This window comes from Burkholderia sp. Bp8986 (assembly GCF_003854225.1).
In the GTDB taxonomy this organism is placed as follows: Bacteria; Pseudomonadota; Gammaproteobacteria; order Burkholderiales; family Burkholderiaceae; genus Burkholderia.
On the sequence record NZ_QTQM01000003.1, the window covers coordinates 135,438 to 162,008 of the forward strand.

Annotated in this window: 20 protein-coding genes; 11 read left to right on the forward strand and 9 right to left on the reverse strand. The window is 65.0% G+C overall.

Features of this window, described 5'->3' with window-relative positions; all coding sequences use genetic code 11:
• Nucleotides 1-90: 90 nt before the first annotated feature.
• On the forward strand, nucleotides 91-1,851 hold the full coding sequence (locus tag DID99_RS04490) for a ShlB/FhaC/HecB family hemolysin secretion/activation protein (protein ID WP_124666163.1): 1,761 nt from the start codon (nucleotides 91-93) through the stop codon (nucleotides 1,849-1,851).
• Between the two features lie 192 nt (nucleotides 1,852-2,043).
• On the opposite strand, the gene DID99_RS04495 is transcribed toward DID99_RS04490, so the two are convergent.
• From DID99_RS04495 to DID99_RS04505, 3 genes are all read right to left on the reverse strand, one after another.
• A complete protein-coding gene (locus DID99_RS04495) occupies nucleotides 2,044-3,309 on the reverse strand; it encodes a helix-turn-helix domain-containing protein (RefSeq protein ID WP_260444542.1) in 1,266 nt (421 codons plus the stop codon).
• A 172-nt stretch (nucleotides 3,310-3,481) separates the two neighbouring features.
• Nucleotides 3,482-4,609, reverse strand: a complete 1,128-nt coding sequence (locus tag DID99_RS04500) for an NAD(P)-dependent alcohol dehydrogenase (RefSeq protein ID WP_124666164.1) — start codon at nucleotides 4,607-4,609, stop codon at nucleotides 3,482-3,484.
• Nucleotides 4,610-4,623: 14 nt separating this feature from the next.
• Nucleotides 4,624-6,096, reverse strand: coding sequence for a benzaldehyde dehydrogenase (locus tag DID99_RS04505; protein WP_124666165.1), 1,473 nt, complete (start codon nucleotides 6,094-6,096; stop codon nucleotides 4,624-4,626).
• A 487-nt stretch (nucleotides 6,097-6,583) separates the two neighbouring features.
• On the opposite strand from DID99_RS04505, the gene DID99_RS04510 reads away from it, so the two are divergent.
• A complete protein-coding gene (locus DID99_RS04510; protein ID WP_124666166.1) occupies nucleotides 6,584-7,975 on the forward strand; it encodes a hypothetical protein in 1,392 nt (463 codons plus the stop codon).
• Between the two features lie 383 nt (nucleotides 7,976-8,358).
• On the opposite strand, the gene DID99_RS04515 is transcribed toward DID99_RS04510, so the two are convergent.
• Together DID99_RS04515 and DID99_RS04520 are read right to left on the reverse strand one after the other, a co-directional pair.
• Nucleotides 8,359-9,795: a hypothetical protein gene (locus tag DID99_RS04515; RefSeq protein WP_124666167.1), complete on the reverse strand. Its 1,437-nt coding sequence runs from the start codon at nucleotides 9,793-9,795 to the stop codon at nucleotides 8,359-8,361.
• Between the two features lie 263 nt (nucleotides 9,796-10,058).
• Entirely contained in the window at nucleotides 10,059-11,207 is a 1,149-nt protein-coding gene (locus tag DID99_RS04520; RefSeq protein WP_124666168.1) for a dsDNA nuclease domain-containing protein, read from the reverse strand.
• A 1,256-nt stretch (nucleotides 11,208-12,463) separates the two neighbouring features.
• Here DID99_RS04520 and DID99_RS04525 point away from each other — a divergent pair.
• From DID99_RS04525 to DID99_RS04565, 9 genes are all read left to right on the forward strand, one after another.
• Complete coding sequence (locus DID99_RS04525; RefSeq protein ID WP_124666169.1) at nucleotides 12,464-13,600, forward strand: muconate/chloromuconate family cycloisomerase; 1,137 nt, start codon at nucleotides 12,464-12,466, stop codon at nucleotides 13,598-13,600.
• A gap of 45 nt (nucleotides 13,601-13,645) precedes the next feature.
• The gene (gene catC / locus DID99_RS04530) at nucleotides 13,646-13,936 is read left to right on the forward strand and encodes a muconolactone Delta-isomerase (RefSeq protein ID WP_044843427.1); all 291 of its coding nucleotides are present in this window, start codon (nucleotides 13,646-13,648) and stop codon (nucleotides 13,934-13,936) included.
• 74 nt (nucleotides 13,937-14,010) lie between these two features.
• A complete protein-coding gene (catA, locus tag DID99_RS04535; protein ID WP_124666170.1) occupies nucleotides 14,011-14,955 on the forward strand; it encodes a catechol 1,2-dioxygenase in 945 nt (314 codons plus the stop codon).
• Nucleotides 14,956-15,071: 116 nt separating this feature from the next.
• Nucleotides 15,072-16,430 (forward strand): Rieske 2Fe-2S domain-containing protein, encoded by a 1,359-nt coding sequence (locus tag DID99_RS04540; protein WP_124666171.1) that lies wholly within the window; start codon nucleotides 15,072-15,074, stop codon nucleotides 16,428-16,430.
• Entirely contained in the window at nucleotides 16,427-16,915 is a 489-nt protein-coding gene (gene benB / locus DID99_RS04545) for a benzoate 1,2-dioxygenase small subunit (RefSeq protein ID WP_124666172.1), read from the forward strand. Before DID99_RS04540 ends, benB begins: the two co-directional genes overlap by 4 nt.
• A 39-nt stretch (nucleotides 16,916-16,954) precedes the next feature.
• Nucleotides 16,955-17,977: a benzoate 1,2-dioxygenase electron transfer component BenC gene (benC, locus tag DID99_RS04550; RefSeq protein WP_124666173.1), complete on the forward strand. Its 1,023-nt coding sequence runs from the start codon at nucleotides 16,955-16,957 to the stop codon at nucleotides 17,975-17,977.
• Nucleotides 17,974-18,750, forward strand: a complete 777-nt coding sequence (gene benD, locus DID99_RS04555; protein ID WP_124485832.1) for a benzoate diol dehydrogenase BenD — start codon at nucleotides 17,974-17,976, stop codon at nucleotides 18,748-18,750. The genes benC and benD overlap by 4 nt, the downstream gene beginning before the upstream one ends.
• Nucleotides 18,751-18,885: 135 nt before the next feature.
• Nucleotides 18,886-19,284: a RidA family protein gene (locus tag DID99_RS04560; protein WP_124666174.1), complete on the forward strand. Its 399-nt coding sequence runs from the start codon at nucleotides 18,886-18,888 to the stop codon at nucleotides 19,282-19,284.
• Between the two features lie 80 nt (nucleotides 19,285-19,364).
• Complete coding sequence (locus DID99_RS04565) at nucleotides 19,365-20,711, forward strand: MFS transporter (RefSeq protein ID WP_124666175.1); 1,347 nt, start codon at nucleotides 19,365-19,367, stop codon at nucleotides 20,709-20,711.
• 66 nt (nucleotides 20,712-20,777) lie between these two features.
• Here the strand turns inward: DID99_RS04565 and DID99_RS04570 are convergent, their stop codons facing one another.
• From DID99_RS04570 to coxB, 4 genes are read right to left on the reverse strand one after another with little or no spacing between them, the layout of a single operon-like run.
• Nucleotides 20,778-22,388 (reverse strand): cytochrome c, encoded by a 1,611-nt coding sequence (locus tag DID99_RS04570; protein ID WP_124666176.1) that lies wholly within the window; start codon nucleotides 22,386-22,388, stop codon nucleotides 20,778-20,780.
• On the reverse strand, nucleotides 22,379-22,780 hold the full coding sequence (locus tag DID99_RS04575; RefSeq protein ID WP_124666177.1) for a cytochrome C oxidase subunit I: 402 nt from the start codon (nucleotides 22,778-22,780) through the stop codon (nucleotides 22,379-22,381). The genes DID99_RS04570 and DID99_RS04575 overlap by 10 nt, the downstream gene beginning before the upstream one ends.
• A complete protein-coding gene (ctaD, locus tag DID99_RS04580; protein WP_124666178.1) occupies nucleotides 22,777-25,416 on the reverse strand; it encodes a cytochrome c oxidase subunit I in 2,640 nt (879 codons plus the stop codon). The genes DID99_RS04575 and ctaD overlap by 4 nt, the downstream gene beginning before the upstream one ends.
• Nucleotides 25,417-25,429: 13 nt before the next feature.
• Nucleotides 25,430-26,485, reverse strand: coding sequence for a cytochrome c oxidase subunit II (gene coxB, locus DID99_RS04585; RefSeq protein WP_124666260.1), 1,056 nt, complete (start codon nucleotides 26,483-26,485; stop codon nucleotides 25,430-25,432).
• Nucleotides 26,486-26,571: the final 86 nt, after the last annotated feature.

Sequence of the window (26,571 nt, forward strand, 5' to 3'; positions counted from 1 at the left end):
GATGATTTTCGCGGGATTGTTGATTAAGAAGTATATATTTGACTGATCGGCAATCAAGATTGCCGATCAAATATAAGTGATTTAATAATAATTACAATTGTTAAGCGGCTGACGGTGTTACAGATCACGGCCTTGTTATCGCTCGGGGTTCACGCACAGCAGGCACCCACCGCAGAAGATCGAGCTGCCGCCGCACGTGTGAACGCGGAACAGGATCGACAGGCGCAGCAGCAACGCGACGCGCAGCAGCGCGACGCCGCGCTTCGTGTCCATTCCGTGCGATCGGAAGTGCCGCGCGTCGAAACTTATCCGACGTTGCCGAGCGAACAGCCGTGTTTCCGTATTGACCGCTTTGCGCTCGACGTGCCGGATTCGTTTCCCGATGCCGCGAAGTCAGCCGGTGCGTCCGCGCTGCCGATGGATCGCTTCGCCTTCGCGCGCGAATGGCTCGGCCACTACGCGGGCCAGTGTGTCGGTAAGCAAGGCGTCGATACGATCGTCAAGGGCTTGTCTCGGGAAATCTTGGCGCGCGGCTACATCACGACGCGCGTGTTGCTGCCGGAACAGGAGTTGGCGACCGGCACGCTGAAGCTTGCGTTGATTCCGGGCGTGATTCGGCACGTCCGTTTCGTTGACGAGAAACTGCGCGGCACGTGGAAGACCGCGTTCCCGACCGGCGACGGCGAAGTGCTGAACCTGCGCGACCTCGAACAAGGTCTGGAGCAGATGAAGCGCGTCACCAGTCAGGACGTGTCGATGCAAATCGTCCCCGCTGACCAGCCTGGCGAAAGCGATGTGGTGCTGGACGTGAAGCGCGGCAAGCCGTGGACCGTCGTCGCATCGATCGACAATTCAGGCACACGCGCAACAGGCAGACTGCAGGGCAATCTGTCGATCGGCATCGACAACCCGCTTGGCCTGAACGACGTGTTCAACGTCGGCGTCAGTCAAGACCTCGAATTCGGCGACAAGCGCCTCGGGTCGCACGGCTGGAACGGCTTCTATTCGATTCCGTGGGGCTACTGGACCGCCACGGTTGCGGCGTACACGAACACCTACTATCAACAGATTGCCGGCGTGAACCAGACGTTCGTCGCGAGCGGCAATTCGAAGACGCTGGATTTCAAGTTGGCGCGCGTGCTGCTGCGCAGTCAGAACGATGTGTTCGGTGGGTATGTCCGCCTGTCGCGTCGCTTCGGCGAAAGCTTCATCGAAGACACGGAAATCACGCAACAACGCCGCAACACAACCGTCATCGAATTCGGCCTGACCGATCGTCACTACTTCGATGGCGCGCAGTTCGACGGCACGCTCGCTTATCGCCAGGGTGTCGGTGGTCTCGGCGCGCGGGATGACATACTCGCGGCCGGTGGTGGCCCGACCTACCGCTACAAGATGGCGGTGGTGGATGCGAATCTGTCGGTTCCGTTTGCGATCGCCAAGCAGCCGTTCCGCTACGTGACGAGCATTCACGGCCAGTACACGGGCAATACGCTGTATTACATCGATGACTTGACCATCGGTAGCCGCTACACGGTGCGCGGTTTCGACGGTGAAACGATGTTGGCGGCAGCACGTGGCCTGTATTGGCGCAACGAGTTGCAAATGCCGATCGGCCAAACGGGCCAAGCGATTTACGCCGGGCTGGACTATGGCCGCGTGTGGGGCCCGCAGCCGGTCGCACTAGTCGGAACGCAGCTTGCCGGCGCGGTGATCGGCGTCAAGGGCAGCGTCGGGACGCGCTTCGGTGGGTTCGGCTACGACCTGTTCGCAGGAACGCCGATCTACAAGCCGTCCGGTTTTCCAACGGCACGGGTTACGCTCGGGTTCCAGGTGACGGCGCAGTTTTGATAACGACGCGACGGAGGCGCGCGGCGCGGCGTGTCGCGGACCGGACGACGCCGGCGAGGACCAGGAACCGACGGTGTTTCCGACCACGGGGATCGCCGCAGTCTAGTCCGTGAGTCACGAACCGCGTCCCCGCTGTCCGCACGTCTTCGCGATACCGTGCTCAGCGACAACCTTAATGCGCGACGTGCAACCTCATGAATTCCCGAAGGTTCCGCATTTCTTGGTCAACGACGACCGACGGAGTGACATCTTCACTTCGCAAACGGGGGCGACTTCATTTTGGTCTACGCGATGCGGCCCGCCAGTCCTGAGCCCCGCCGCATCGAGTTGCCTGAGCTTCGCATAAAGCGTCGTACGTGAAATACCGAGCTGCCGCGCGGCCGCCGACACATTGCCGTCGTGCTCGCCGAGCGCCCTGCGAATCGCGTCGAGCGACTGTTCGTGCAGGCTCGCCTGAGGGCTGGCGGCCGGCGCCGCGTTGCACACGTCGGCGGCTTCTTCGAGCACATCGGCGTGGCGTGCCGTCGTCGCCCGATCGAGCGGCGCACGCACCGTGCGCACCCATACGTGGCTACCATCGTCCCGCGCGATCCGTTGCGGCGTGCGCGCCGGCGTCAGCAGGCGGCGCTGTTGCGCGGGCGTCGCCCCGGGAAACAGTTGCCGGAGATCGACCGGCGCGACCGGCCCTTCGGGCGCGAGGTCGAGCATCTGGCGCGCGAGCCGGCTCACCGCGCGCACGCGGCCCGCTTCGTCGAGCGCGACGACCCCGGCGAGCGGCGTGTCGAGCCAGCGCGGATCGTATTGCACCTGCAGCAGATGGCAGTCGCGCAGCATCGCATACAGCCGCTGCTCGGCGGACAACGCCGCATGCCGGAACTGCTCGCGCAGCTGCACGACATTGCGCCGGCCGATGCCGGTAATGTCGAGCGCGCCGATCACTTCGCCGTCGAAACCGACCAGCGGCACCGCGAGACAGAACACCCGCGAAAACTCGTCGAGATAGTGCTGCGCGCCCGCAACGACGGCCTCCGTGCCGTCGTGAATCACGCAGCTCGGTGCGGTCGTGCCGATGTTCGGTTCGACGATCCGGCGGCCGGCGACGATCGGCGTCAGCAGCGTGTCGTCGCATTGCGGGCTGCGCCGCGCATGGACGATCGTGCCGCGCGGATTGACGCAGAAGATTGTCCACTCGCTGCCGCCGAACGCGGCCCACAGCTGCTCGATCTCCTGCGCGACGCAGCGCAGCAGCCGCCGGTCCGCGCGCGGTTCGTCGAACTCGCGCTGCATTTCGTAGCGGGCGGTTTGCCACGGCCGGAGCCCGGCGTCGCGCGAACGCAGCCACGAGCGCGCGACGGCGGCCGGCAATGCCGTTTCCGGCAGCGGCTCGCCCGCCGCGAAGCGGGCGCGGAGCCGGTCGAGGTCGACCGGTCGTGCAAGGGATTCGGGGGCCGTCTTCACGCTGCGCTCCATTTGGGGGTCGAGTGTCCGGGGCCGGGCGTGGCGGCCCGGCGTGTCGCGCGAATGCGTAATATAGCCCGGCGCCCGAAGCGCGGTATTTTCCCGACAGGGGCACCGCCGATGGCAGCCCGATAGCCACGATGGCCACCGATGGCCGGCGGCGCCCCCGCGCTCAATGCGGCAAACGCAGGATCGGCTTGAGCGTGATGCCTTTGCTGCTGTCTTCCGCCGCCTGGTTGATCTGGTCGAGCGGATAGAACTTCACCAGCCGGTCGAACGGAAACCGTCCTTGCAGATACAACTGCACGAGCTGCGGAATGAACGTCTGCGGCACGCTGTCGCCTTCGACGATGCCGCGGATCGTGTGGCCGCCGAGCAGCAGGCTGTTCACGTCGAATTCGGCCCTGGTGCCGAGCTTCGGCGCGCCGACCACGCCCATCGTGCCGCGCGAGCCGAGCGCATCGATCCCTTGCGACAGCACGGCCGGCAGTCCGGTCGACTCGAGCGCGTAGTCGACGCCGCCGCCGGTGAGCTCGCGGATCGCGTCGACGACGTCGACTTCCTTGCTGTTGATCGCGTGCGTCGCGCCGAGCTCCAGCGCCAGCGCGAGCCGCGACGGCACGATGTCGACGGCGATGATGGTGGTGGCGCCCGCGACGCGCGCGGCCATCACGGCACTCATGCCGACCGCGCCGGCACCGAAGCTCGCGAAGCTGCTGCCCGTGCGCACCGCGAGCGAATTGATCACCGCGCCCGCGCCGGTCTGGATCCCGCAACCGAGCGGCCCGAGCAGTTCGAGCGGCGCCTGCGTCGGCACCTTGATCGCGTTGTTTTCGCGGGCGAGCGCGTGGCTCGCGAACGACGACTGCGCGAAGAAATGATCGTGCAGCGGTTGCCCGGCTGCGTCGCGGATCGCGGTCTGCCCGTCGGCGTCGGCGCCGCCGAAGTTCAACCCGAAGAACTGCCGGCAATACGCGCCGTGACCGCCGACGCACGACGCGCAGTGGCCGCATGCGCCGTAGGTGAGCACGACGTGGTCACCCGCGGCGAGCGTCTTCACGTTCGGGCCGACCGCCTCGACCACGCCGGCGCCTTCATGACCGAGCACCGCCGGCAGCGGCACCGGGTAGTACTGGTCGCGCACGATCAGGTCGGTGTGGCACAGGCCCGTCGCGACGACGCGCACCAGCACCTCGTCGCCGCGCGGCGCGCGGATCCGGGCGGATTCGATCGAGAAGGGCGCGCCGGCGGCACGTGCGACGGCCGCGGTGACGGCGCGCGTATCGTTTTCGGTGTACATGGTCGGTCTCCTCGTCAAAGCGGGTAAAGCGGCGCTTCACCCTTGATGGTCAGCCACTGCCACTGCGTGAATTCTTCCCAGTTCGCGCTGCCGCCGATGCTCGAGCCGTTGCCCGATGCGCCGACGCCGCCGAACGGGTTGATCACTTCATCGTTGACCGTCTGGTCGTTGATGTGCAGCAGCCCGGTGTTCAAGCGCTCGCCGATCCTGAGCGCGCGCCCGACGTCGGCGGACAGGATCGCCATCGACAGCCCGTATTCTGTCCGGTTCGCGAGCGCGATCGCATCTTCGTCCGTATCGAACGGCACGACGATCGCGACCGGCCCGAAGATCTCCTCGTCGAATGCCGGATTGCCCGGCGCGACGCCGCTCAGCACGGTCGGCTCGAAGAACAGGTCGCGATGGCCACCGCCCGTCTCGACGCGTGCGCCGGCCCGGCGGGCCGCGTCGACCACGCTCGCCGCATGATCGCGCTGCGCGGCGTTGATCAGCGGGCCGAGGCCGACGTCCGCGGTCGCGGGGTCGCCCACCCGCAGGCTTTGTGCCTTCTCGACGAGCTTCGCGACGAAGCGGTCGTGAATCGCGCGCTGCACGAGCACGCGGCCGGTCGCCATGCAGATCTGGCCTTGATGCAGATACGCGCCCCATGCGGTGTTGGCGACGGCGCGATCGAGATCGGCGTCGTCGAGCACCATCAGCGAGTTCTTGCCGCCGAGTTCGAGCGACACCTTCTTCAGGTGGCGGCCCGCCGCTTCGCCGACCTTGCGCCCGGCCGCGGTGGAGCCGGTGAACTGGATCATCGCGACGTGCGGATCGGCGACCAGCGCCGCGCCGGCCGCACCGTCGCCGGGCAGCACGTGCAGCACGCCTTCCGGCAGGCCGGCGAGCTCGAACACGCGCGCGATCGCGACGCCGCCGCATACGGCCGTGCGCGGATCGGGTTTCAGCACGACTGCGTTGCCGAGCGCGAGCGCCGGTGCGACCGCGCGCATCGCGAGGTACAGCGGGAAGTTGAACGGCGAGATCACGCCGACCACGCCGCGCGGGCGGCGGCGCGCGAGCGACAGCCGGCCGGCCGCCGACGGCAGCACTTCGCCGGCCGCGCGCGACGGCAGCCCGGCTGCTTCGTGCAGTGCCTTGATCGTGACGGAGGTTTCGAACGACGCCTTCGCGCGCGTCGAGCCGCTTTCGCGCACGAGCCAGTCGACGATCGCATCGAAGTGCGTTTCGGCGACGGCTGCGGCGCGGCGCAGGACCGCCGCGCGGTCGTCGTAGGGCAGGGCGAACCAGGCGGGCTGCGCGCGATGCGCGGCGGCCGATGCGTCGGCGATGGCCGCGGCGTCGGCGAGACCGATGCGGCCGAGTGTGTTGCCGGTTGCGGGTTCGATTACGTCGGCCGTGTGCGGGCTCGCGTGCCAGCGGCCGGTGAAGGTCTTGCCGCGCCAGATGTCGGCGTCGAACAGGGCGGTGCTGCTGCTGCTATCCATGTAGTCTCCTCACGAAATTCCGATCGGCCGGAGCGGGCGTTGCGCCGCCCGACCAGCATGCGCGCGAGGTTAGGTGGGTGAGGAGAAGCGGGGCTATACGGGTTTATTCTCACCCGGCGCGGCCGCGCGGATCGGTGGGTGGCTGCGATTCGGTGTGCGGAAATTGAACAGTCGGTGCGGGGATTGTTGGTGCAGTAGGAGCTGCGCCGTGTCTGACAAGGATCATCGCGCAGACCTGTGACAAGACCTACGCTCATGCTTGTTCGGATTGGCAGTTACCGACTCGGAGCGGACGCTCACCCTCTGCGCAATGAACGGCCGCTCCGCGATCAGAATCCGACATCTAACGACTTCAAGCCCCTGTCTACCTTCCTCTTCAACGGTTGCGAGTGCGGCGACCGGACAAGCTCCTCGGTATCGTCATACAAGTTGTGCCGAGCAATTGTCGTGGCTAGAATTGGGGCATCCGTAAGCTTCGGCACGGACAATGGCAAACCACAATACCCGCCTTCAGCGGGCAATTCACGAATTTTTAGTAGGACTTTCGGGGAGTGCGGTAATGTCTGATGTAGACGGGGAGTTCGATGACGAGCAGGTCGAGTCGAATCCGACGCCTGAAGATTTCGAAGAAGCTAAATCCAAACTAGAAGAGCGGTGCAAAACTGCAAATATACCAATTGAATTGATCGAACCGTTCAATGGGTTGCCGAGATTAAAGATGGAAATAAATTGTGCGCGAGGAAAGCGATCCGTCGTCGCGACGATTGACAATATCTCTAATCTGATTTCGATTCCTTTTGAAAAATACGTTTTTCTGTCTGGCTTGGAGGCTATTTGCTCCTATGCTGATGGGACCGTCGAGGCAGGCGTTAAGCCCGCAGTGCAGAATTTTCTACCTTCGTCTTACACATATCGTCGAATCTTTGGTGGCGATTGGAACCCTACAACTGGCTCAGAAAGCTCTAAGGCAATAATCGTGTCGCCTGACAGGCCCGGCATGCCCTACATCGAGATTAGTCCGGCTTCGGATGTATATCAAGAGCTTTGCCGAGTACCTAGTCGTTTCAAATTGACGTTGAAACTTTCTGGTTGTCATCTGTCAAATCACGACGACGCGTTGTCACTGCTGAATAAGGTGGCGGGGGCAATTTTGTTTCAACTGGATTTGCTCACCGACACCCCCTTAGTACTGGAGCGAGAGAGAAAGCGCATACGTTCGCGGCAAAGAGTCATTCCACGAAATACGGACCAGGTCGAGCTTCAATACCCTAAAACGCAGTTCGATAGTGCGCCGATGTCGCTTTACTGGTATGCGCGAAGTGCCGGTAGTATGCCTTTATTGCAATTTTTGGCGTTTTATCAAGTAATCGAATTTTATTTTCCTATTTATTCTAGATCCGAAGCGCAACGCAAATTAAAAGGGATACTTAAGGATCCAACGTTTCGATCTGATCGTGATGCTGACGTTGCCAAGCTGCTCGCGGCGATTTACGTTAGTCGAAGCGGGGCATACGGCGATGAAAGATCGCAGCTTCGTGCAACTCTGAACGAGTGCATTGACCCGGACGCATTGCGTCGGTATTTCGAGGAAGATGAGATAACGAAGAATTTTTTTCTCACAAGGTCAAAGTCGCTTCCCTATCACAAGATTCCGCTAGCGAACGTATCTGCAGACCTCAGGAACGACGTTGCTGACAGGATATATGACATTCGTTGCAAGATTGTCCACACAAAGGCTGACTCGAGAGACGAAAACATAGACTTGCTTCTTCCATTTACGCATGAATCGGAGCAGCTTTCTGACGACATTGAGCTGATACAGTTCCTCGCGCAAGCCGTCTTGGTATCAAGTAGCACGCCTTTCAACGCACACGCCTAGACGTTGTTTGGGATGGGCGAGGGACATCAAAAGATGCTCATCGTCCCGTCCCCATGATCAGAACGTTCGCCGAAGGGGCAAGGAAATGCGACGGGTTGAATCGGCAAAGAAGAACAGCCATTCGAGCAGCCGTGTCGGCCGCCAGACTCGCGGCCTTTTGCAGCATAGTTTCTTGCTCAGAGCTCAGAACAAGCCGATGGGCATCTCCGCGTCTCTCGCAATTGCGCTCAAATATCAGCAAAGCAGTGTATGCATGAGCCGGATGTGTGAGACGTGAGCGCTAAGCGCCACCGGCATGCCGTTCGTTAGGTCATTTCCTCCCAATCTTACCCGCGAGAGACACGCATTTCGATCCGATGGCGATGAGCCCTCTGCTACTTCGTTCACGCGAATGCGTCATCAAAAAACGACCGCACTTCACCATAGGCTTTCTCTGTGAGCAGCTTTTCGCCATCCAGTTCGATTACGTGCGCACCCGCTTCGTATGCCTTGAGCGCGGGAGAGCGCGTCGCGCAGAGAATCAACTGAGCGTCCTTCCGAACGTACTTCATGATAGCCTTGTGAATGACCTCATAATTCATCGGCGCTTGGTCCTGTTGATTCGGTGTATCCAGTATCAGTGCGCTGACCACTTCGGTACCGTGAAGTTCGATGACGTGATAAAGAGCCAACTGATAGGCAAGATGCAGCCGCGCTCCCTCAGCGGCACCGCCGCTATCAACAATACGACGATAGTCGACCACTGTCTTATCACCGATGCTCTCAGTGAGATTGACTCGAAGCAAGGTACACAGACTCAAGAGCTCGTCTTGGAAGTCCTTGTCAATCTTTGCCCACTTGTCGGCATCTTTCGTATCCCGTTGCGCCTTTTCGAATTGCCGAACGGTCCTGTTGCGCGCTAGAGCGTTCTTTCGAGCGACTGCATTCGCTTCGTCCGCCCTCAACCGAACTGTGTGAGCCGCAAACCCGGCAAGAATATCGCGCACCCCAACGTCCCGCGAGACGCGGCGCACCTTAGCCTCGAGTTCTTCTAGTTTCTTCCGAATGTTTGCTAGCCTCGACTCCTGGAATGCAATCGATTTCTCGCAGTCTTCATACTGCTTCGTCAGGATTTCTAGCTGCGTTTCTGCCTGCCCTTTATCTTGAAGAAGCTCGGCACGATTTAGCAGAGAATTGTCGTGAAGTGTGCCACACAGCGGACAAGTGAGAACGTCCTCAGGAACGTTTTCGACTGCGAACGCATAGTCACTTTGTAGTTCTCGGATAGCCTCGGCTGCGATTTCTCGCTGGACCTTGTAAAACATGAGCTCTTCGCGTCGTTCATGCAGTTTCGTCAGAGCGTGCGATTCGCGCGCTCGGATGCCTACGAGCGTTTGATTAATCTCTGACATGGCTGCATCAAGCTCTTCGGTCGTGGCCGGCATCTCCACCGCAGGCATGAACGTTTCCACTATCTCTGCGGCCCGCGCTAGCTCTTGCGCCTTCTCTCTCTCGCTCTTGATTGAGTGTTTTTCGCGGGCTATATCTGCTGCGAGTTCGAAATACTCAGCACTGTAATATCCAACATGCGCCCGAATTATCTTTTCGCGCCAATCGGCATATTGCTGCAGGTTTTCGAAGCTGTTCCAAGCTTGCGTCCAGCCTTTCTTCTGGTCGACATAAAAGGCCAAGAAGTAATAAGCGGGAGGCGGAGTTTCGAAGATATGGGAGTGAGATTTGTTCGCAAGCTTTGCGACGAAGCCTACCAGTTCGGCGAAAAACTCTGAGAATCCTCCAGTCACCTTATCCCATTTCTGCCAAGGGCCATCTGCAATCTTCAAGCGGACCTTGTTCCTCCATCGCGTCCCGACACATGCGACACCGTCGACCGTGAAATGCAAAATGGTACGAACGTCTAGCCCGCGCCACGTATCACTGAATGCGTAGTCGCACCCGAGCGTCCAATATGGAAGGCGAGCAAGGGTCGATTTCCCAATCGAGTTATCGACCCCCGTTATGAGGTTTAGTCCTTTCTCGAACCAAAATTGACCGCCCAATTCTTGGGAATTCGACTGAATGTAAAGGCGATTTAATATCAAGTGCTTCATGCGCTTTGGTCCGTAGATTCCGAATCAGTCTCTTGAAGTGTGCTGCCGTCGGTTGATTTTTCAAAGGTCAGATACTCGATAAGATGGATACAGAAAAGCTCATCGCTTGATTGAGCAAACTCTTTGACCACAGCTGGGCTAGTGGCTACCAGAATTTCAAATTCGTCTCGCTCCAGTTCGTCCTCTTGCGACAAGGCTTGCGAGATATGTGCCGAAACGGCGGCTCGAACTTGCATATGCGACAGCGAACGGTCGGTGAGACTCTTCAGAGCGTAAGCGCGAAGTGGGTTACGTAGGTCGCGTTGTCGTTTCGGCGAATGCCCCCAGAACATTAGTTGTTCTTGTGCCAACTTGACCAAATCCTCTACGTCAGTCATCTCACTTAGTTTGCCTAGTAGTTCGCCGATGCGCGTTGATGGCACGCCCTTATTGCGCACCAAGTCGTCCCAATATTCGTAGTCGTAGGTAACCTTGCCTTTTCGTCGAAGCTCGTCAATCAAAGCCGTGTAGACGCCGCTTACATTCGTGCGGCTTCCCGGCCATTTCCGTTCAACAAGCTTGGCAATAACACCCATAACAACGTCGTCGTAAGATTTTTCGACGAGATCGCTTTTCCTGAAAGCGACCTTTTGTAGATGTACTGAGTGACCCAGTTCAGCTTCTATCGATTCTCGAAGCAGTTCTCGCTCGCTCTCGTGGAGTTTGTCAAATGGGATTGGATTAATTTCGACTGACTCGTCGCCGAGTTGGAGGGAAAATCCGGACGTCACCACGAGCTCAAGCCCAGATAGACTTTGACTTAGCTTTTCAGATTGAACTCCCAGCAGCATCTTGGCGAGAACCGAATTTTCTTTCGGCTCACCTTTCTTAGATTCGGCCTTGCGATTAAGGAGCTTTTTCGACGTCCACTTGGGCTGCGTCGTCTTGACTTGACAGTATAGGAAGCGTGCGCGTTCGCCGTCGTGAGAATCCGCAAGCAGAACGTCTTCGTGCAACTCAACAAAAGCAATGGTCACTTCGTCGCGCTCGTATCTCTTCAGCATCTCGAAGAGCGCCCAATGATACTGATAATCGAACTTGTCAAAGGTTACGGAACCTGTCTTCTCTCGTTGACAAGCGAGTAATGGATTTGCGACCTTGCCCATTTGTGCGGGTTCTATAACAATCTGCCGAAACGATTGGTGGTTGTACGTTCTGTGCTAGCAGGACATCGGAAACAGCAGCAGCGCTACTGCGACTCCAGCGATGCGGAACGACGCAGCGTGGTCAGGTAAGGCGGTGCGGAACTGCTTACCAACGTTCACTCGATTGATTATAAGAGACGTCCGCTTGTGCGGGCATTTTTTTCGCACGAGCGGACAATCGCCGGCCGCGTCGAAGGGCTTCGCACAAAAGAAGGTTATCCACCGATTGAGATGAGATGCGTCCGGAACCACTGGCATCTTTGCATTTGTAGACTTCGGGAGGCTTCGGACCTCGTTCGGCGAAGCTGAAAGACATGATGCTGAAAATTAGAAGGCTGCCGCAGGAGCTCTCCGAAATGGGCAGCCCAGACGGGGAGCAAAAGTGCGCCCCAAACGAAATCCGGTGACGCGTAGGGATGCAAAGAGTGCGGGCGACGGGGTTCTCGGCCGTTCGGGCAAGCTTCCGACTGCGGTTCCGAAGCCCCGGGTTTTCCACGTCAACCTCCGCAGCACTTTTCGCACGACCGACAAAACGACAGTCATGCGCTCGGGCGTCCAATACAGCCATGCAAGCTATCAGTACACGCCATCGATAGGTGTCAAACATTGGTCTCGATAAACGCCCGCTTCAACATCTTCGCCCGTTAGCGTGGCGCAAATTACGTCAATGGCCCGTTATTTGACAAACCTGCGCAAGTCCACTGTCAAAAGATAAGCGGTCGCCCGAATGTCAGCACAACGAGCAGAGGTGAACGATGCCTTATGGCCGATTGCGGGCATGCGCCGATGTAGAAGACTTTTGCGCTGTCGTTGGTTGCACTCCTGGTACCGCCTTACCCGCATACCGACCGCTTTCCATTCGTCCGCAGAACCCGACGCCAAACCCGAAGACCGGTCAGCCAACCCCACCATTTCCCCCCAGGAAAAACCCTGATCGACCCGGGCAGGCCACCGTTTTCAGCCGATCTCCCCCGGCCAAGAGCAGCCGCACCGCACCCCCGCCCAAGCAACACCCCGGACCCGCAAGACCGCGCTCCAGCAAGCCTCCCAGCCCGTACACCTAGCCAAAAAAGGTATGGCGCACCGCAATATCCCGCATCTCCAAGCGATTTTCGATACCTCCCAGGTATCAAAAAGCGAGACCAAAAGTATTGGACGCTCCATTTCCCCGCCGCGTATAAATCCGTTCCATGAACTCCCCACACGCAGCGTGCCCCATGTCCTCAGTCACCATCGAACGCATTGAAACCCGCCTCGTCGACCTGCCGACGATCCGTCCGCACAAGCTGTCGGTCGCCACGATGCACGGCCAGACGCTGATGCTGGTGAAGGTGACCTGCAGCGACGGCGTGACGGGCCTCGGCGAAGGCACGACGATCGCCGGGATGGCCTACGGCCCGGAGAGCCCGGAGGCGATGAAGCTCGCGATCGACGCGTATCTCGCACCGGCGATCATCGGCCGCGACGCGACGCGCATCCAGACGCTGATGGCGTTCCTCGGCAAGCTCGCGAAGGTCAATCATTTCGCGAAGAGCGCGCTCGAAACCGCGCTGCTCGACGCGCACGGCAAGCGCCTCGGCGTGCCGGTCAGCGAACTGCTCGGCGGCCGCCGGCGCGATCGCCTGCCGGTCGCGTGGACGCTCGCATCGGGCAACACCGCGACCGATATCGCCGAAGCCGAACGGATGCTCGACCTGCGCCGCCACAACGTGTTCAAGCTGAAGATCGGCGCGAAGGCGCTCGACGCGGACATCCGGCACGTGGCCGAGATCAAGCGGGCAGTGGGCGAGCGCGCCTCGGTGCGCGTCGACGTGAACATGGCATGGAGCGAAACGCAGGCCGCGCGCGCGATTCCGGCGCTCGCCGATGCCGGCTGCGAACTGGTCGAGCAGCCGGTCGCGTCGGCCGCGGCGCTCGCACGGCTGATGCGCCGCTTCCCCGTCGCGCTGATGGCCGACGAAATCCTGCAGGGCCCGGACAGCGCGTTCGAGATCGCGAAGCAGCACGGCGCGGACGTGTTCGCGATCAAGATCGAGCAAAGCGGCGGCCTGTTCGCGGCGCAACGCGTCGCGGCGATCGCGGACGCGGCCGGCATCGAGCTGTACGGCGGCACGATGCTCGAAGGCGCGTTCAGCACGGTCGCGTCCGCGCATCTGTTCGCGAGCTTCGCGAACCTGCAGTGGGGCACCGAACTGTTCGGACCGCTACTGATTACCGAAGAGATTCTCGCGACCCCGCTCGACTACAGCGATTTCGAGCTGACCGTGCCGAGCGGCCCGGGCCTCGGCATCGAACTCGACGAAGCGAAGGTCGCGCGCTTCACCCGCGACGGGCTGACGAAAGTCGCCCGCTGACCCGCTAATACCCGCGACAACCCGCTCACGTACCAGGACATCACGATGCTTTTCCACGTACGCATGGACGTCAACCTCCCGGCCGACCTGCCGGCCGCGGTGGCCGACGAGATCAAGACCCGCGAGAAGGCGTACTCGCAGGAGCTGCAACGCAGCGGCAAGTGGCGCCACATCTGGCGCATCGCCGGCGAATACGCGAACTACAGCGTGTTCGACGTGTCGGGCAACGCCGAGCTGCACGAGATCCTGACCGGCCTGCCGCTGTTCCCGTACATGAAGATTTCGGTGACGCCGTTGTGTCGCCACCCGTCGTCGATACACGACGGCGACGTTTGAGCCACGGAGCCGCCGCTTCTGCAACGGCGAGCACCCCGGGTCACCTTTCCCCAAATACACGTGGAGACACCATCATGAGCGTCAAAGTTTTCGAAACCAAGGAAGTGCAGGATCTGCTGAAGGCCGCGTCGAACGCGGGCGCCAATGGAGCTAACGGCGGCGACGCGCGCACGCAGCAGATCGTGCTGCGGCTGCTCGGCGACCTGTTCAAGGCGATCGACGACCTCGACATCACGCCCGACGAAGTGTGGGCCGGCGTGAACTACCTGAACAAGCTCGGCCAGGACGGCGAAGCGGCGCTGCTCGCGGCCGGCCTCGGCCTCGAGAAGTATCTCGACATCCGGATGGACGCCGAGGACGAGGCGATCGGCCTGGACGGCGGCACGCCGCGCACGATCGAAGGCCCGCTGTACGTCGCCGGCGCGCCGGTGCGCGACGGCGTCGCGAAGATCGACCTCGACGCGGACGAAGGTGCGGGCCCGCTCGTGATCCACGGCACCGTGAAGGATCTCGACGGCAAGCCGGTGGCCGGCGCGCTGGTCGAGTGCTGGCACGCGAACTCGCACGGCTTCTATTCGCACTTCGACCCGACCGGCGCGCAGAGCGAGTTCAACCTGCGCGGCGCGGTGAAGACGGGCGCGGACGGCAAGTACGAGTTCCGCACGCTGATGCCGGTCGGCTACGGCTGCCCGCCGCAGGGCGCGACGCAGCAGCTGCTCGACCGCCTCGGCCGCCACGGCAACCGACCGGCGCACGTGCACTTCTTCGTGACGAGCGACGGCCACCGCAAGCTGACAACGCAGTTCAACATCGACGGCGACCCGCTGATCTGGGACGACTTCGCGTATGCAACCCGCGAGGAGCTGATCCCGCCCGTCACCGGCAAGACCGGTGGCGCCGCGCTCGGGCTGAAGGCCGACGCGTACCAGGACATTGAGTTCAACTTCGTCCTGACGCCGCGCGTCGAGGGCAAGGACAACCAGATCGTCGAACGCCTGCGCGCTTCCGCCACGGCATAACCGCCCGACGGCCCGGCGGCGCGCAGGCGCCGCCGCCGGCCGGGCTCCCGCGAGATTCAATCGATACCGATGCGAGCGTGCTTGCAGGACCCGGCACGCGCACAGGAGGAACCAACATGTCCGCCACGATCGACCCCACCACCGAACTGGACCACCTGCTCGCCACCGCCGTGCAGGACGACAAGGAGGCCGGCATCTTCCGCTGCCGCCGCGACATCTTCACGAACGAGGCGCTGTACGAGCTCGAGATGAAGCACATCTTCGAGCGCAACTGGGTGTACCTCGCGCACGAAAGCCAGATCCCGAACAACAACGATTACTACACGACGTGGATCGGCCGCCAGCCGGTTGTCATCACGCGCGACAAGACCGGCGAGCTGCACGCGGTGATCAATGCCTGCGCACACAAGGGCGCGATGCTGTGCCGGCGCAAGCACGGCAACAAGGGCAGCTTCACGTGCCCGTTCCACGGCTGGACCTTCTCGAACACCGGCAAGCTGCTGAAGGTGAAGGACGAGAAGACGACCGAGTATCCGGTGCAGTTCAACACGCACGGCTCGCACGACCTGAAGAAGGTCGCGCGCTTCCAGAACTATCGCGGCTTCCTGTTCGGCAGCCTCAGCGACGACGTGCTGCCGCTCGCGGACTACCTCGGCGAGGCGCGCGTGATCATCGACCAGATCGTCGACCAGGCGCCGAACGGCCTCGAAGTGCTGCGCGGCAACTCCTCCTACATCTACGAAGGCAACTGGAAGATGCAGATGGAGAACGGCTGCGACGGCTATCACGTGAGCACCGTGCACTGGAACTACGCGGCGACGATGGGCCGCCGCAAGGAGGACGGCACCAAGGCCGTCGACGCGAACAGCTGGAGCAAGTCGGTCGCCGGCGTGTACGGCTTCGACCACGGCCACATCCTGCTGTGGACCAAGACGATGAACCCCGAAGTGCGGCCCGTGTACCAGCACCGCGACGAGATCAAGGCGCGCGTGGGCGAAGTGCAGGCCGACTTCATCGTGAACCAGACGCGCAACCTGTGCGTGTACCCGAACGTGTTCCTGATGGACCAGTTCAGCACGCAGATCCGCGTGGTGCGCCCGCTCGGCGTCGACAAGACCGAAGTCAGCATCTTCTGCTTCGCGCCGAAGGGCGAGAGCGACGCCGACCGCGAGACGCGGATCCGCCAGTACGAGGACTTCTTCAACGTGAGCGGCATGGGCACGGCCGACGACCTCGAGGAGTTCCGCGCGTGCCAGGCCGGCTACGCGGGCATCACGGCGATGTGGAACGACCTGTCGCGCGGCGCGCCGCTGTGGATCGACGGGCCGGACGAGAACGCGAAACGGATGGGGCTGAACCCGCGCATGTCGGGCGAGCGCAGCGAGGACGAAGGGCTGTTCGTGTGCCAGCACGAACACTGGGTGCGCGTGATGCGCGATGCACTGAAGCAGGAACGCGGGGAGGTGGAAGCATGAACATCGATTACCGGACCATCTGCGCGGCGCTGTATCGCGAAGCGCGCCTGCTCGACGACCGCGAGTGGGACGCGTGGCTCACCTGCTACACGGAAGACGTCACGTACTGGATGCCCGCGTGGGACGACGACGACCGGCCGACCGACGATCCGCACAGCCAGATCTCGCTGATGTACTACGCGGATCGCGGCGGCCTCGAGGATCGCGTGTTCCGGATCAAGACCGAGCGCAGCGGCGCGTCGACGCCCGAGCCGCGCACGAGCCACAACGTGACGAACGTCGAGGTGCTGGCCGAGCGCGACGGCGAGGTGGACGTGCGCTACAACTTCCACACGCTGAACCACCGCTACCGCGTGACCGATCACTTCTTCGGCACGACGTTCGTCACGTTGCGCCAGGTGGGCGACGCGCTGCTGATCTCGAACAAGAAGATCGTGCTGAAGAACGACTACATCCGGCAGGTGCTCGACGTGTACCACGTCTGACGCCGATTGTTTCGACCAGTAACACAGGGAGACGAGGTCATGTCCACCTACAAGATTGCACTGAACTTCGAGGACGGGGTCACCCGTTTCATCGACTGCAAGGCCGGCGAGAAGGTGCTCGACGCCGCGTTTCGCGCGAAGATCAACCTGCCGATGGACTGCTCCGACGGCGTGTGCGGCACCTGCAAGTGCCGCGCGGAAAGCGGCAGCTACGACCTCGGCGACGACTACATCGACGACGCGCTCACCGAGGACGAAAAGGACGGCGGCCTCGTGCTGACGTGCCAGATGGTGCCGCAAAGCGATTGCGTGATCGCGGTGCCGAGCTCGTCGGTCGCATGCAAGACCGGCCACAGCGCGTTCGCCGCGACCGTGACGAAGGTCGACCAGCACAACGACGCGGCGATCGTGCTCGAACTCGACGTCGACGCGGCCGCACCGGTGTTCCTGCCGGGCCAGTACGTGAACATCGGTGTGCCGGGCAGCGGCCAGCACCGCTCGTACTCGTTCTCGTCCGCGCCGGGCGACACGAAGGTCGGATTCCTGATCAAGAAGATTCCGGGCGGCGTGATGAGCACGTGGCTCGAATCGGCCAAGCCCGGCGACACGCTCGAACTGAACGGGCCGCTCGGCAGCTTCTACCTGCGCGACGTCGCGCGGCCGCTGCTGTTCCTCGCGGGCGGCACGGGTCTCGCGCCGTTCCTGTCGATGCTCGAGGTGCTCGCGCGCAGCGGTTCGCAGCAGAAGGTGCACCTGATCTACGGCGTGACGCGCGATCTCGACCTGGTGCTGGTCGACGCGATCGAAGCGTATGCGGCGAAGCTGCCGAACTTCAGCTTTGCGACGGTCGTCGCCGATGCGGCGTCGAGCCACGAACGCAAGGGCTGGGTCACGCAGCACATTCCGGCCGATGCGCTGAACGACGGCGACGTGGACGTCTATCTGTGCGGCCCGCCGCCGATGGTCGACGCGGTGCGCCAGTACTTCGACGATCAAGGTGTGAAGCCCAACAGCTTCCACTACGAGAAGTTCACCCCGAACGTGACGGCAAAGGCGGCATGACCATGCAACGATTCTCCGGAAAGGTCGTCGTCGTCACCGGCGCGGCGCAGGGCATCGGCCGCGGCGTCGCGCTGCGCGCGGCGGCCGAGGGCGGCCAGGTGCTGTTCGTCGACCGCGCGGACTTCGTGGCCGAGGTGGCCGCCGAAGCGGCGGGCGGCAACACGGCCGGCTTCGTCGCGGATCTCGAGACCTACGACGGCGCGCGCGCGGCGATGGCGTGCGCGGTCGCGACGTTCGGCCGGATCGACGTGCTGATCAACGGCGTCGGCGGCGCGATCCGGATGCGGCCGTTCGCCGAGTTCGAACCCGAGCAGATCGACGCCGAAATCCGCCGCTCGCTGATGCCGACGCTCTACAGCTGCCACGCGGTGCTGCCGCACTTGCTGGCCGCGGGCGGCGGCACGATCGTCAACGTATCGTCGAACGCGACGCGCGGGATTCGCCGCGTGCCGTACTCGGCGGCGAAAGGCGGCGTCAATGCGCTGACAGCGGCGCTCGCGATGGAATACGCGGAGCACAACGTCCGCGTGGTCGCGACCGCGCCGGGCGGCACCACGGCGCCGCCGCGCCGGGTGCCGCGCAATGCGGCCGGCGACAACGCGCAGGAGCAGGCGTGGATGGCCGAAGCGGTGCGGCAGGTGACCGATTCGACGTTCTTCAAACGCTACGGCAGCCTCGACGAGCAGATCGCGCCGATCCTGTTCCTCGCGTCGGACGAGGCGAGCTACATCACCGGCACGGTGCTGCCGGTCGCGGGCGGCGATACGGGTTGAGCGGCGCGCGTGCCGAGCCGCGCGCTTCTTCCGACACGTGCGCGCCGCAGCCCGCAGTCCGGCGTGCGCGCGAATGACCATCCAACAACCATCCAACAACCGGCCGGCGCCGACACGCCGGCCCCGGAGACACTCATGCCCAAACGCGAAGCGATCATCCCCGCCGGAATGGAAGCCGTGTACGAGAAAATCGGCTACGCGCCGGCGGTCAAGGTCGGAGATACCGTCTATGTATCCGGCCAGATCGGCCGCGATGCCGCGATGCAGCTCGTCGAAGGCCGCGAGGCGCAGATCGTGCAGGCGTTCGAGAACCTGAAGCGGGTGCTCGAGGCGGCCGGCGCATCGCTCGACGACGTGGTCGACCTGACGACCTTCCACACCGACATGCGCGACCTGCCGCTGTTCATGGAGGTACGCGACCGCTATCTGCATGCGCATCCGCGGCCCGCGTGGACCGCGGTCGGCGCGCACATGCTCGGCGGCTCGCCCGGTTACATCGTCGAGATCAAGGCCGTCGCGGTGCTGGCGGACTGATACGCGACCCATTCACGCCGTAATTCAAAAACGATAATCGGATCGCCCCGCAACGACGGGGCGATCCTGGAGACGCTTTCATGACTGCTGCTTCCGTTCGCTCGATTCCCGCGCTGATCGACGACGCGCCGCTCGGCGCGTTGCAGATTCGCGTGCTCGCGCTGTGCGTGCTGATCGCGCTGCTCGACGGTTTCGACACGCAGGCGATCGCGTTTACCGGCCCGGCGATCCTCGCGTCGTTCCGGCTGCCGGCGGGCGCGCTCGCCCCGATCCTGACCGCCGGGATCGTCGGCATGACGATCGGCGCGATGACGCTCGGCCTCGTCGGCGACCGCATCGGCCGCCGGCCGGCGATCATGATCGGCCTCGCGCTGTTCGGCACCGCGACGCTCGCGACCGCATGGGCCGGCGACCCGCGCCACATCCTCGCGCTGCGCTTCGTCGCGGGGCTCGGGATGGGCGGCTGCACACCGGTGCTGCTCGCGCTCGCGGCCGAATACTGTCCGGCCCGGCTGCGCGGCGCGGTGATGACGGGCGTGCTGCTCGGCCTGCCCGCCGGCGCGATGCTCGGCGGGCTGCTCGCCGCGCGCATGCTGCCGGTGATCGGCTGGCCGGGGATCTTCGTCGTGGGCGGCGCGGCGCCGCTCGCGGTGCTCGGCCTCGTCGCGCTGCTGCTGCCGGAGTCGCTGTTTTATCTGGCGTCGCGTGACGACGCACGCGCGCAGCAGCGGGTGCGGGCGACGCTGTCGAAGATCGTCGCACAGGCGCTGCCGTCCGACGCGCGCCTGTCCGTGCCCGAAGAGGCGACGACGAAAGCGAGCGTCGCCGCGCTGTTCCGCGACGGCCACGCGGGCAACACGCTCGGCATCTGGGCGATCTACCTGCTGAACTGGATCGCATGGTTCATGCTGCTGTCGTGGCTGCCGACGGTGCTGAAGGCGGCCGGCCTGACCGCGCAGCAGGCGCCGGTCGGCACCGTGATCGTCAATGCGGTGTTCATCGTCTGCGCGATCCCGCTGTCGATCGTGCTGCCGCGCGTGAATACGCGCAACCTGCTCGGCGCGATGTTCGCGTCCGGCATCGCGATCGCGCTCGCCCTCGGCTACGCCGGCACGAACTGGGCGCTGGTGTTCGCGCTCGTCGGCGCGGCCGGGTTCGGCATCGGCGGCCAGCAGATCGCGCTGAACTACCTGATCGTCGGCGCGTATCCGACCGCGCTGCGCGCGACCGCGACCGGCTGGGCGATCGGGATGGGCCGCGCGGGCGCGATCGCCGGCTCGGCCGTCGGCGGCACGTTCCTGGCGTGGGGCGGGCCGTCCGGATTCTTCCTCGCGCTGGCCGTGCCGCTCGCGGGCGCCGCGCTTGCCACGCTCTGCCTGCGCCCGGGCCGGTCCGACGTCGAAGCGGCGCCGGCGGTGCCGCACTGAGCGCGTGAACCGGCCGGTCCGGTTCGTACGGTTCGATTGGTCATACATGTCGATCGCGACCGGGGTTCAGCGGTGGATCGCCGCCCGCAACCGTCTCACGTCCTGCTCCGACACCGGTGCGGCGCGATTGCCCCACGCGCCTCGCACATAGCTGACCACCGCGGCGATCTCGCTGCTGGTCAGCGCACCGCGCATCGCCGGCATCCGCTGCACGGGCCCGTGCGTGCCGGGCGCCGGCCGTGCGCCTTCGACGACGATCCGGATCGCGCTGGTCGGGTCGGCCGCGAGCACGGCGGAATTGCCGGCGAGCGGCGGCCCGCGCCCGGGCACGCCCGCGCCGTCGGCGCCGTGGCAACGCGCACAGAATCCTGCATACACGCCGGCTCCCGGCGCCTGCTGGCCGCCTTCCGGCCGCGGCCCGGCGGCCGTCAGCCGCGGGACGCCGACGCCGAGCGGATTCGTTGCGGCGGTCGGTTGCGCGGGCAACGACTTCAGGTACACGGCGATCGCGTGGCGGTCCGCATCCGTCAGCCGCGCGGTGCTCTCTGCGACGACCGGTGCCATCGCGCCGAACACGGCACCGCGCACCGCGTGGCCGCTGCGCAGGAACGCGGCGAGGTCGTCGGTGGTCCAGCGCCCGAGGCCGTCCGCATCCGCGCCGGTCAGGTTCGGCGCGAACCAGTGATCGTTGATGCCGCCCGTCAGGAACGCGGGACTGCGTTCGTCGTAGCCGCGCTCGTTGTAGGCCGGGCCGCGCGGCGTATGGCATGCGCCGCAGTGGCCGAGCCCCTGCACGAGATACGCGCCGCGATTCCATTCCGGCGATTGCGACGGCTGCGGCGCGAAACGGTCGTGGTTCGCGAACGCGAGGCTCCACAGCGCGAGCGCCCAGCGCTGGTTGAACGGAAATGGCAGTTGCGTGAGCTTCGCAGCGTTCGCGGACGGCGCCACGCCGCGCATGAAATACGCATACAGCGCGCGCACGTCATCGTCGGTCATGCGCGCGAACGACGGGTACGGCATCGCCGGATAGAGCCGGCTGCCGTCCGCGCGCACGCCGCGCCGCAACGCGTCGTCGAACTGCCGCAGCGTGTAGTCGCCGATGCCGTGCGCCGTGTCCGGCGTGATGTTCGGCGCATAGATCGGTCCGAACGGAGAATTCACCGGCTGGCCGCCCGCGTACGGCGTGTGGTCGGCCGCGTCGTGGCAGGCCGCGCAGTCGCCGGCGAACGCGAGATAGCGGCCGCGCGCGAGGGTGGCGGCATCGGCGCTCGCGGCGGCGGCGACCACTGGGCGACGGGCGGCGGCCGCCGCGGACGCCGCATCGCGCGGCGTGGCGGACGCCCCCGACGATGCCGAATCCGACGCCGTCGCATCGCGCGACCGCGACAGCCGGCGATCGCTTTCCACCCGCGCCGACATCGATGCCCCGGCATCGGCCGCCGACGCGCGAATCTTCACGAACCGCCAGCCCGATGCGGGCTCGGCCGCTTCGGCCGCCGACGCGGCATCGGCCGTATCGCCGGCGGACATCGCGTGGTCGTCGCGCTGCATGTCGCATGCGGCGAGCACGGCGCACGCGGCGAGCGCGACGCCGACGCCGACGCCGCGCCCCGGAACGAGACGCGCCGGGCGCGAAACGATCGAAGCGAGCGCAGCGAACGAGATCAGCGCCATGGACTGCACGGCCCCAGGAAAGCGGTGACGATCCCCGTGAACACGAGACCGATCACGAACCCGAGCGCGGCGAGCATCCCGCAGCGCGCGAGGAATCGCGTGCTGTCGTCGCGCGTCGCGGCCTGCACCTCGGCGTCATGCCGGCGTTGCCAGGTGCGCACGAGCCACGTGGCGAAGACGGCCGCCAGCGCGAACGCGCACGCGGCGATCAGCGCGAGCCACACGCCGACGTGCGCCCAGCGCGGCACCGCCTGCGCGACGCCGAGCGGATAGCAGGCGGTCGACGCGAGCGTTTCGGACGCGAGCATCTGCGCGAACCACAGCGCGGGCGCGCCGACCAGGCCGGCCGCGATCGCGAGCAAGGGCGTCCACGAGCGTCGCGCGCCGTTCATCCCGGGCTCCTGAGCCAGTACGGCGACACGTACAGCGCGGTGAAGATGAACAGCCACACGATGTCGACGAAGTGCCAGTAGAGCCCGCCGACCGTCAGCGCGACGCGTCGCTCGCGGCCGAAGAAGCCGGCGGCGGTCCACCCGGCGAGCAGCGCGAGGATCACGAGGCCGGCCACCACGTGTGCGAGGTGGAAGCCGGTGATCGTGAAGTACAGGCTGCCGTACAGATGCGCGGTCGGGCCGTACGGATGGTCGCGCCACTCGTGCAGTTGCACGAGCGCGAACGCGACGCCGAGCGCCAGCGCGACGGCGAGCGCGGCCACCGCTCGGGTTTGCCTGCCGGCCCGCACCGCGCGCTCGGCGAGCCACACGAACCCGCTGCTCGACAGCAGCACGACCGTGTTGCCGGCCGCGAGCCCGAGCTTCGGCATCCCTTCGGGCGGCCACGGCGCGGCCGCTTGCGACTGCAGGTAGAAATAGCAGAACAGCAGATAGCCGAACAGTCCGGCCTCGGTCACGATCAACGTGATGACGCCCCACCAGCCGCCCGCGCGTTCGCCGTAACTGCCGACCGGCAACGGCTCGACGCACGCGGCCGGCGCGCCGGGCGGCACCGCGGCCGACGGCGGCCGTTCCGGATCCAGCCCGGCCGCTGCCGACGGTGCCTGCGTGGTATCGCGGGCCGGCAGGCGCGCGCGCTGCCCGAGCGTGCGGCGCGGCCACAGCCACACGGCGGTCCCGATCGCGCAGCCGGCGACGGCCGCGCACACGAGCGTCGGCGAGCGCGCCAGCAGCGCGGCGCACACCGCGGTCGCGAGCAGCGCGAGCACGAACGGCACGCTGCTGTCCTCGGGCATCTTCAGGATCGCGCTCGGCGTCGCCGCGAGCGGCGTGACGGCGAGCGCCTCGCGCCCGTCCGCGAGCCGGTAGCCGACCTGCACGCTGGTGCGCTTCGCGTCGTCGTGCGTTTCCCACAGCGGGTGCCGCGACGCCACGAGCGGCAGCACCGCGAAGTTGTACACGGGCGCGGGCGACGCGACCGACCATTCGAGCCCGGCCGCGCCCCACGGATTGCCGCCGGCGCGCGCGCCGCGCCGCGCGCTGACCAGCGCGTTGACGACGAACATCACGATCCCGATGCCGAACACGAACGAGCCGATCGTCGTCAGCAGGTTCGACGTGTCCCAGCCCATTCCGGACGGATAGGTATAGATGCGGCGCGGCATCCCGAGCAGCCCGGAGACGTGCATCGGGAAGAAGCCGAGGTTGAAGCCGGCCAGCACGACCCAGAACGTCAGGTGTCCGAAGCGCTCGTTCATCATCCGCCCGGTGAATTTCGGGAACCAGTACGTGAGCCCGCCGAGCACCGGGAACACGTTGATGCCGAGCAGCACGTAATGCAGGTGCGCGACGACGAAATACGTGTCGGTCAGCTGCCAGTCGAGCGGCACCGCGGCCGTCATCACGCCGGACACGCCGCCGATCACGAACATCAGCACGAAGCCCGCGAAATACAGAAACGGCGTGCGGAACACCGGGCGGCCGGTCCAGATCGTCGCGAGCCATGCGAACACCGCGACCGCGCTCGGGATCGAGATCAGCATGCTCGCCGCGCCGAAGAACGCGAGCGCGAGCGGCGCGATGCCGGTCGCGAACATGTGGTGGACCCACACCTCGAAGCCGATCAGCATCGTCGCCACCGTCGATACCGCGACGGCCTCGTAGGCGACGAGCGGCCGGCGGCAGAAGGTCGGCAGCGCGTCCGACACGATCCCCATCGCGGGCAGCACGACCACGTACACCCACGGGTGCGCGAACATCCAGAACAGGTGCTGCCACAACAGCGGCCGCCCGCCGTTCGCGACATCGAAGAAGTGCGTGCCGGCATTGCGGTCGAGCCACAGCAGCAGGAACGCGAGGCTCACGGACGGCACCGCGACGAGGTTCGCGACCGATGCGGTGAGCGTGCCCCACACGATGATCGGCAGCCGGTCGATCGACATCCCGTGCGCGCGCATCCGCAGCAGCGTGACGACGAAGTTCGCGGCGCCGCCGGTCGTCGAGACGCCGAGCAGGATCATGCCGAGCGCATAGATGTCGATGTTCGCGCCGGCGCTGTAGTCGAGCGACGTGAGCGGCACGTAATTGAACCAGCCGCCGTCCGGCACCGCGCCGAGCGGGAAGCTCGCATACAGGAACAACCCGGCGAACAGGAACGCCCAGTACGAGAATGCGTTCAGGCGCGGGAACGCCATGTCGCGCGAGCCGAGCATCAGCGGCCACAGATAGTTCGCGAAGCCGGACAGTACCGGCAGCGCGTACAGGAAGATCATCGTGACGCCGTGCATCGTGAACAGCGCGTCGTACTGCGCGGGCGTGAGCACCGTCGCATCCGGCCGCGCGAGCTGGATGCGCATCACGAGCGCCTCGACGCCGCCGAGCAGCAGGAACGCGAACGCGGTGACGATGTAGCGCAGCCCGATGCGCTTGTGGTCGACCGTGCCGAGCCAGCCGCGCCAGCCGGGTTCCGATTCCCACAGGCCGGCCAGTTCGCGCTCGTGCGCGGAGCCGGGCGGCGCTTCGCCGAGATCCGGCACGCGGCTGAGCGGGGCGGGCGGGTCGCGGGCAACGGCCATCGTCATCCTCCGTTCAGTGCAGCGTCGCGAGATACGCGGCGAGATCGTCGGCGTCGCGCGGCGCGAGCGCGAACGACGGCATCAGCGTCTGCGGCTTGATCTGCTGCGCTTGCGCGAGCCAGCGCCGCAGGTTGTCGGGCGTGTTGTCCAGCGTGCCGGCCGCGAGCAGCCGGCGCGACCCGAGATGCGACAGGTCGGGGCCCGCGTCGCCGGCCGCGCCGCTGCCGCGCACCGTGTGGCAGCCCGCGCAGCGCGCGTCGAACAGATGTCGGCCGCGCTGCTCGGCACCGGCGGCGGGCGCGGGCGCCGGCTGCCGCTGCGCGGCGAGCCACGCGCGAAACGCATCGGGCGGTTCGGCCACGACCTCGAACGCCATGTGCGCGTGCTGCGCGCCGCAGTATTGCGAGCACTGTCCGCGATAGACGCCCGGCCGGTCGGCCTGCAGCCACTGGTGATTCGTCTGGCCCGGGATCGTCTGCGTCTTGCCGGCCAGTTGCGGGACCCAGAACGCATGGATCACGTCCGCACTCTTCAGTTCGACCGCGACGGGTTCGCCGACCGGGATGTGGATCTCGTTCGCGGTGACGAACGCGGTGCCACCCGCGTCGTCCGGATAGCGCACGGCCCACCACCAGTCGCGCGCGGTCACGACGATCGTGAGCGTGGGCGGACGCGGCGGCGCTGCGACCGCGCCGAGCACGCGCAGCATGTAGACCAGCGCGCCGAACAGCAGCGCGATCGAGATCGCGGAGCCGACCGCCACGATCGCCAGCCCGCTGCCGTGACCGCCGCCCGCCTGAGCGCGGCGGCGAAATATCGCGATCAGCAGCAGCACCGCGATCGTCGCGCAGACGAACGTGCACAGCGCGAGCAAGGCCCAGCCGAGCACGAGCACCGGGTCTGCAGCGGGGCCGGCAGCATGCGCGACGTACGCGAGCGGCAGCGGGCCGGCGGGTGACGCAGAAGCGCCGGCCGCACGCGCTGCCCGCGGCGCGACGATGCACGCGGCCGCGGCGATGCCGGCAATGCCGGCGATATCGGCGGTATCGGCAATACGGCACGCATTCATGAACGGCGTGACGAGCAACGGCGACTCCTTGCCGGATCCGGCGGCGTGACGACAAACCGTTCGCGGCGGAGCAAGTTCCGTGCGCG

What these genes read in the sequence shown, in the direction of transcription:
- catA (WP_124666170.1), top strand. Translation starts at nt 14,011, where the DNA reads ATGAGCGTCAAAGTTTTCGAAACCAAGGAAGTGCAGGATCTGCTGAAG.
- DID99_RS04560 (WP_124666174.1), top strand. Translation starts at nt 18,886, where the DNA reads ATGCCCAAACGCGAAGCGATCATCCCCGCCGGAATGGAAGCCGTGTAC.
- benC (WP_124666173.1), top strand. Translation starts at nt 16,955, where the DNA reads ATGTCCACCTACAAGATTGCACTGAACTTCGAGGACGGGGTCACCCGT.
- coxB (WP_124666260.1), bottom strand. Translation starts at nt 26,485, where the DNA reads ATGAATGCGTGCCGTATTGCCGATACCGCCGATATCGCCGGCATTGCC.
- DID99_RS04505 (WP_124666165.1), bottom strand. Translation starts at nt 6,096, where the DNA reads ATGGATAGCAGCAGCAGCACCGCCCTGTTCGACGCCGACATCTGGCGC.
- benD (WP_124485832.1), top strand. Translation starts at nt 17,974, where the DNA reads ATGACCATGCAACGATTCTCCGGAAAGGTCGTCGTCGTCACCGGCGCG.
- DID99_RS04520 (WP_124666168.1), bottom strand. Translation starts at nt 11,207, where the DNA reads ATGGGCAAGGTCGCAAATCCATTACTCGCTTGTCAACGAGAGAAGACA.
- DID99_RS04510 (WP_124666166.1), top strand. Translation starts at nt 6,584, where the DNA reads ATGGCAAACCACAATACCCGCCTTCAGCGGGCAATTCACGAATTTTTA.
- catC (WP_044843427.1), top strand. Translation starts at nt 13,646, where the DNA reads ATGCTTTTCCACGTACGCATGGACGTCAACCTCCCGGCCGACCTGCCG.
- DID99_RS04540 (WP_124666171.1), top strand. Translation starts at nt 15,072, where the DNA reads ATGTCCGCCACGATCGACCCCACCACCGAACTGGACCACCTGCTCGCC.
- ctaD (WP_124666178.1), bottom strand. Translation starts at nt 25,416, where the DNA reads ATGGCCGTTGCCCGCGACCCGCCCGCCCCGCTCAGCCGCGTGCCGGAT.
- DID99_RS04570 (WP_124666176.1), bottom strand. Translation starts at nt 22,388, where the DNA reads ATGGCGCTGATCTCGTTCGCTGCGCTCGCTTCGATCGTTTCGCGCCCG.
- DID99_RS04525 (WP_124666169.1), top strand. Translation starts at nt 12,464, where the DNA reads ATGTCCTCAGTCACCATCGAACGCATTGAAACCCGCCTCGTCGACCTG.
- benB (WP_124666172.1), top strand. Translation starts at nt 16,427, where the DNA reads ATGAACATCGATTACCGGACCATCTGCGCGGCGCTGTATCGCGAAGCG.
- DID99_RS04565 (WP_124666175.1), top strand. Translation starts at nt 19,365, where the DNA reads ATGACTGCTGCTTCCGTTCGCTCGATTCCCGCGCTGATCGACGACGCG.
- DID99_RS04575 (WP_124666177.1), bottom strand. Translation starts at nt 22,780, where the DNA reads ATGAACGGCGCGCGACGCTCGTGGACGCCCTTGCTCGCGATCGCGGCC.
- DID99_RS04500 (WP_124666164.1), bottom strand. Translation starts at nt 4,609, where the DNA reads ATGTACACCGAAAACGATACGCGCGCCGTCACCGCGGCCGTCGCACGT.